This is a genomic window from Candidatus Neomarinimicrobiota bacterium (genome assembly GCA_036476315.1).
Lineage (GTDB): Bacteria > Fidelibacterota > Marinisomatia > Marinisomatales > S15-B10 > JAZGBI01.
Map to the genome: position 1 here is coordinate 1 of JAZGBI010000005.1, position 6103 is coordinate 6103.

Below are 6103 nucleotides of genomic sequence, written 5' to 3' on the forward strand. Positions count from 1 at the left end.
TATGTTTTGGGACACCGATGAAGTCTTTGCGGCAATCACCCTATTTCGTCTTAACCTGGATTCTAGTTGCCGTCTTCACTATACAAGGTCAGAAAATCTCCGGTCCCGGAGGAGAAGGGACGGAGGAGGCGCAGGTCAGGGATCGTCCACTATCCCTGAGATTTACGGAAAGCGACTGGGACATTCCCAGGAGCGTGACACTTTACGGTCTTGATGACGATATTGGTGACGGTGATCAGGTCTACACGGTGATCACGGGGCCAGTTGTCTCTGATGACACGAATTATCACGCATTGGACCCACTCGACGTTTCTGCTGTCAATGTGGACGACGACTGGAGTGGAATCGTAGCAGCTTCCCACCGGATTCTGACCACCACGGAAGCAGGGGGCACCGACACTTTCTCGTTAGTGTTGACCTCACAACCCGCAGCAGATGTCACGGTTTTCCTGAGCAGCAGTGACTCCATGGAGGAAACCGTCTCACCATCTTCGATCACATTTACCGGTGACAATTGGAATGTGGCGCAACGGGTCACCGTTACCGGGGATAGTTCCGACGGCGAACAGATTTACGGTGTCGGGGTCGGTCCCGCCATCTCAGACGACGATAAGCCCGGTATTCTGCTCTCCACTACCACCGGATTGACCACGGTTGAGGGAGCGAGTTCAGCATCGTTCATGATTCGTCTGGCCAGCGAGCCGCTTGCAGAGGTCACGATTCCCCTGAAAAGTTCGAACTCCACAGAGGGAGCCGTCTCGCCATCCTCGGTCGTATTTACTCGCGATGACTGGGAAATAGACCAAGGCGTGACCGTCACCGGCCTGGATGACGATGAGAACGATGGGAATCAGCCCTACAGTGTGGTGGTTGAAGCCGCGGTTTCCGAAGACGCCGGTTACAACGGTATTGACGCAGCCGATGTTACGGTGACCAACATGGATGATGACGGTCCCGGGATTATCGTTAACGTGACCGAAGGCCTCACGACAACCGAGGCGGGAGGGGAATCCTCCTTTATGGTCTGGTTAGCGTCGCAGCCCACGGCTGATGTCCAAGTGACGTTGAGAAGTTCAGATCAGACGGAAGGGAGCCTCTGGCCTCCACAAGGTTCTCATGAGGGGCAGTTTCCGCCATCGGATTGGCCGGAGAGAATAAGGGGGTGGATGGTGGGGAATTACAGAGGTGTACTCGTGGGCGCGGTGGTGGGAGGAGGCGCTGCGGCGTGGATTCTTCTCGGTAATGAGGAACAGCCGGTCATCCTGACGCCTGAATTTCCTCGTGTTCCGTAAATCCAGCGGATCTACGTTCTCCATGCGATCACGTACAGCCAGTTTCGGGGGACGGATTCGATCCCCAATTCCTTGAACGTCTCGATAGCCCCTTTTTGGAGGGAGTCACTGCCCTTATCCAGAGGAACACCCGGCATGACGCCGTCGATGAAATCTTTGAACTTGCTGATACTCAGCCATCCGTTGAGGGGCATATGTACAGTATGAATCTCCCGTCTCCTTATTCTCAATCCATGCTTCGTCAGTAACTCTTCGTACTCCTCTGGAGCCAGCTGTTTTCGGGCTTCCACTTTCTCGGACTTGATGGGGAACAGTTCATACGTCCTTTTCAAGTATTTCAGGGACTTCAGCATCCACCGGCCGTAGAATTGCCTCGATTCGGTGGGTTGTCCTCCTCTGAAAAAGGATGTATTAAAGGCAAACACGCCATCGGGTCTCAGGACTTTCTTGACTTCCTTCATCAGCTTGTTCTTGTCCTTGATGTAATGAATGGCATTACAGAATATGATGGTGTCGGCAGATCCCTTGACCGCCTCGGAGAACCGCTCCGCTCCAATCTGGACAAACTCCAGGCTGGCATTCTTGAAACCTCGCAGATCTTTCATGGCCTGCCGCAGGGCGGAGGCTGACTGGTCGACTCCGACCACAACAGATGTTCCTGTATTCTTGAGTTTGTTCAGCACCAGCTTGATGATTGCCCCCGTTCCGCAGGCAAGGTCGATGATTCTCTGTCTTGACCCTATGTCGATCATTTCAATCAAACGGGCATTCAGTTTTTCGTAGAAATTTTCCTGGGCGAAATCTGCGAAAGAGAAATCCTTTGAGGTCATGTTCCGTTTACTCCTGTTGTGAAGACGAAGATTTGCCGATGGAATTCAAATCCTCGCTCCAATTGTAGTGCAACAATTCTTCCGCGTCAAGCATTTTGTTCCCGTGAGGGTAATCCCGGAAGCATGTAAGAAACTGTGGTCTTATCATAGCCGGTTTGTTAATGGGTTTCAATTTATTCAGTGAATACCTGGTGCTTTTTTCCTGTCGTTTTCTTTATGCCAAAGGCATCCCTGCGGGAGAAGAAAACAACGAAAATCTCAAGATCCTGTGGAGAATCGTCGCCGAAGAAATATTCAGCCTGGTTTTCGGCTCGCCAAGGGATGAATCTGACTCCCCCGATTGTCATCGGGGTCAAACAGAAATTCATCCTATTCTTTCGCTCACCTCTCCGCAGGATCCTTCGGAAAACCATACGAGGCTGAATATTTCTAATGCGACACCCATAATCAAGAAAACGGCCTTAAGATCGTCTCGCCGGTATTCGTGGAGGTGGAGACGCGGATCATCTCAAGATCCTTCGGAGAATCCATGACTGTCTGAGACCCGCAGAATGCGGGGCGAGTTTCATGGATTCCCGTGGCTCCAACCGACACGGGTGGGTCCCGCGCGGGCGGGATTCAGCCAAGTTTCTTTTGCAGTACTTTTCTTACGTTAAGATAAAGTACGAGACAAAGCCACAGTGTAGATAATCCCACGACGAGTTGTGGGGGGAGTATAAGGAACGGAAGTTCCTGCGGTAGTATCCCAATTGAACAATCGCCACAAGATTTTACATGCATACGGTAATCCCTGTAATACTTTCAGCTCAATTTGAAAAGCGTTAGTTTTGGAGGTCATGAGTGAGCCGATTCGAATTGGACTCGTGGGATTCGGCAGGATCGGCCGGAATATTTTCCGGCTTGGGTACAAGAATCCCAACTATCATTTTGTAGCCATCAGCGACCTGGCTGAACCTGAGTCCCTTCATTACCTGTTGATGAAAGATTCCGTTCACGGACCCATGAAAGATGACGTCGTTCTCGAGGGGAATTACATAAGTGTTGATTCCCAGAGGGTTAGACTGGTCCCCGGGGGCGGTCCGGGGGAAATTCCGTGGGATTCATTAGGAGTGGACGTGGTCATCGACGCAACGGGAAGATTCAGACGGTATGTAGATCTAAAAAAACATCTTGCTGCCGGCGCCGGCCGTGTTTTCGTGACGACACCTCCCGAGGATGAGATTGATCGCATTGTGATTATTGGGCTGAACGACAGTGACATTTCTGTGAATGATCGAATCGTCTCCTCTTCATCTTCCACGACTCAGGTACTGGCACTGATGGTGAAGATTCTTGATGAGACTTTCGGTGTGAGAAGGGCCATGATGACCACGGTTCACGCATACACGGCGGACCAGCCGCTGGCCGATGCCCTCAGAGCGGATCTCCGCCGGAGCAGGTCGGCTGTAGAAAACATCATACCCAACGACACGTGGTCGCCGGACATCGTGGAATCATTGCTGCCCAAGTTCAAGGGTAAGCTGGCGGGAGTGGCGTTGAATGTTCCCGTGCCCGACGGTTCATGTGTGGATCTCACCACTCAGCTTGAGAGATTGCCGTCGGTTGAGGAAATAAACCGTGCCGTAAAGAAGACTGCCGAAGGTGAGTTGGCGGGGATAGTGGGTTACACGGAGGATCCCATTGTTTCCAGTGATGTGATTGGGGCCAGTGAGTCGATGATTTTCGATGCCGATGCCACTTTTATTACCGCCAACGCCCTTTTGAAGACGATCTGCTGGTACGATAACGGGTGGGGTTTCTCGAAACGAATTCTGGAACTGATTGACCGGTATCATTCATTATCCCAAAAACAGCCAACGGGAAAGGCCGCTGCATGAGAGTTGCCATCAATGGATTTGGCCGGATCGGGAGAACGGTCTTCCGGATTCTGAACGAAGGGTCTGATCCCCAGGTGGTGGCCATCAATGACATTGCTCCGAACGATGCTCTGGTATACCTGTTGAAATATGATACGGTAATGGGGCGATTTGAGGACAAGATCTCTCTGGAGGATAAGAATCTCATCACGAGCCGGCACAGTGTGAAAATGTTGGAAGAGCGCGATCCGGGTGGTTTGCCCTGGAAGGATCTTGGCATCGACGTTGTCGTGGAGTCGACGGGTGTGTTTCGGACGAGAGACAAGATCTCACCCCATCTCGATGCCGGAGCGAAACGAGTCATTCTGACAGTTCCGGCGAAGGACAAGATTGACCACACGGTGGTCATCGGGGTGAACGATCAAGAACTCAATCCGGATCACCGGATTGTCTCAAACGCCAGTTGTACCACCAATTGTCTTGCACCCATGGCAAAGGTTTTGAACGATGAATTCGGAATCGACTACGGCGTAATCAACACCATCCATGCGTACACCAATGATCAACGTCTCGCCGACGTGCCTCATACCGATTGGCGCAGAAGTCGCGCCGCCGCGGAAAATGTGATTCTCACCAGCACGGGTGCTGCCCGTGCCGTTGGGAAAGTCCTGCCGGAACTTGATGGAAAGCTTGACGGTATTGCCATGCGGGTTCCTGTCCCCGACGGCTCCGTCGTCGATTTTGTCTGCCAGGTCAGGAAAGATGTGACGCCGGAATTGATAAATGAGGCTGTGTTGGACGCGTCCACGAGCGGATCCATGAAGGAGATTCTGGAGTATTCAACCACCCCCATCGTTTCCACTGACATCATTGGCAACCCTCACTCTTCTGTCTATGACGCGCCGTTCACAAGGGTTTTGGAAGGAAACCTCGTGAAAACGTTGAACTGGTATGACAACGAGTGGGGTTACTCCAACCGTGTCGTGGACCTCATAAATATTTTTCACGATTGGGACTGACCCCAGTCCCGTTTCAGTTTCATTTTCTGTTTATATCATAAAGGAATCCCTCCTTTTACCATCGTGGGGATGAAGCATGTAGAGATTTGTGGGTTTATCATAGCCCGTTTGTTCATGGGCTTTCGTTGAGGTCAACACCCGCACCGTACTTGAATCCCGTAGCTGGTTTTCTCTTCACTTTTTCTCGATTTCGTCGGTATGACACTTGATCATTAGCATAACAGGATCCTCCAGAGAATCGTCGCCTTGTGAGGATCTTTGTTCTTTTTGTCCCCGAAGGGTCGGGATCTTCGACTTGATACAAAAAGCACCAAAAAAATCAAGGCTGGATTCCTCCGGGCTGAACCGTCGTTTGTTTCCTGCCCGCCTGCTCCCGAAGAATGAGGGCGGGCAGGGAAAGAAACCAAACTCTCCAGCCCAAGCGGTATTCAGCTTGTCCGTTCGTAAGGAAGTGTAGCCGGGACAAGGATTCTCCGCAGGATCTTGAGATTTCTTGACGGAAACTGCCTCCGGTTCTATTTCGCCCGAAGGAATCAGGCCGGTTTAGAAACATTGATAGTCGACAACATTGCGGAGATGTTGAGACAGTTGTGGACTCTCCAAACGGAGTTATTCGGATAATCGTTCGGGCTAAATATTTCAGATACGTCAAAATGAGAGCGAGAGTATCCTTCTTGGTGCCGATGAATCGGCACCATCAGTGGCCTTAAAATAATTTGGGCAATAGAAGGGATGCCAAGTCTGTGGAAGAGAATCAATGACTGTTTGATCCCGCCCTGGCGGGAGAGTTTAATTGATTCCCACGGGCGCGGGCAGCCCCGCCCGAATTATTTTTCAGCCAAAGGCCTTTTGGTACTTTTCTGCCCGAGAAAAGTACAGTAGAAACCACGTTGCAGATAATCCCACGGCGAGAATGTGGGGGATGAGTGAAACGAAAGGAAATCCGCGGGGGGGGCAGCACTCGGATTGGACAATCGCCACAGGATTTTACGTACTTCCCGTGGAGGAACTATGCCTTGGCAACCATGTTATTGCATGATAATTTACTGCTTGTACTCCATCAAACTTGAAAAGCGGGAGGTTAACGAATGGGATCTGCAAGTCAG

Annotated in this window: 5 protein-coding genes; 3 read left to right on the forward strand and 2 right to left on the reverse strand. The window is 51.3% G+C overall.

Annotated features, from left to right (window positions below; genetic code table 11):
• Positions 1-1292: hypothetical protein (locus V3U24_00355; protein MEE9165903.1), on the forward strand; the 1292-nt coding region annotated here is incomplete at its 5' end.
• A gap of 11 nt (positions 1293-1303) precedes the next feature.
• Here the strand turns inward: V3U24_00355 and V3U24_00360 are convergent.
• Both V3U24_00360 and V3U24_00365 read right to left on the reverse strand, forming a co-directional pair.
• Positions 1304-2122, reverse strand: a complete 819-nt coding sequence (locus tag V3U24_00360; protein ID MEE9165904.1) for a class I SAM-dependent methyltransferase — start codon at positions 2120-2122, stop codon at positions 1304-1306.
• A gap of 173 nt (positions 2123-2295) precedes the next feature.
• Positions 2296-2478, reverse strand: a complete 183-nt coding sequence (locus V3U24_00365; protein MEE9165905.1) for a hypothetical protein — start codon at positions 2476-2478, stop codon at positions 2296-2298.
• A gap of 480 nt (positions 2479-2958) precedes the next feature.
• Between V3U24_00365 and V3U24_00370 the strand changes: the two genes are divergently transcribed.
• The gene (locus V3U24_00370) at positions 2959-3999 is read left to right on the forward strand and encodes a glyceraldehyde 3-phosphate dehydrogenase NAD-binding domain-containing protein (GenBank protein MEE9165906.1); all 1041 of its coding nucleotides are present in this window, start codon (positions 2959-2961) and stop codon (positions 3997-3999) included.
• A complete protein-coding gene (gap, locus tag V3U24_00375; GenBank protein ID MEE9165907.1) occupies positions 3996-4997 on the forward strand; it encodes a type I glyceraldehyde-3-phosphate dehydrogenase in 1002 nt (333 codons plus the stop codon). Before V3U24_00370 ends, gap begins: the two co-directional genes overlap by 4 nt.
• Positions 4998-6103: the final 1106 nt, after the last annotated feature.

Excerpts from the sequence above, each read along its gene's own strand:
- V3U24_00360 (MEE9165904.1), bottom strand. The coding sequence starts at position 2,122 with ATGACCTCAAAGGATTTCTCTTTCGCAGATTTCGCCCAGGAAAATTTC.
- V3U24_00370 (MEE9165906.1), top strand. The coding sequence starts at position 2,959 with ATGAGTGAGCCGATTCGAATTGGACTCGTGGGATTCGGCAGGATCGGC.
- gap (MEE9165907.1), top strand. The coding sequence starts at position 3,996 with ATGAGAGTTGCCATCAATGGATTTGGCCGGATCGGGAGAACGGTCTTC.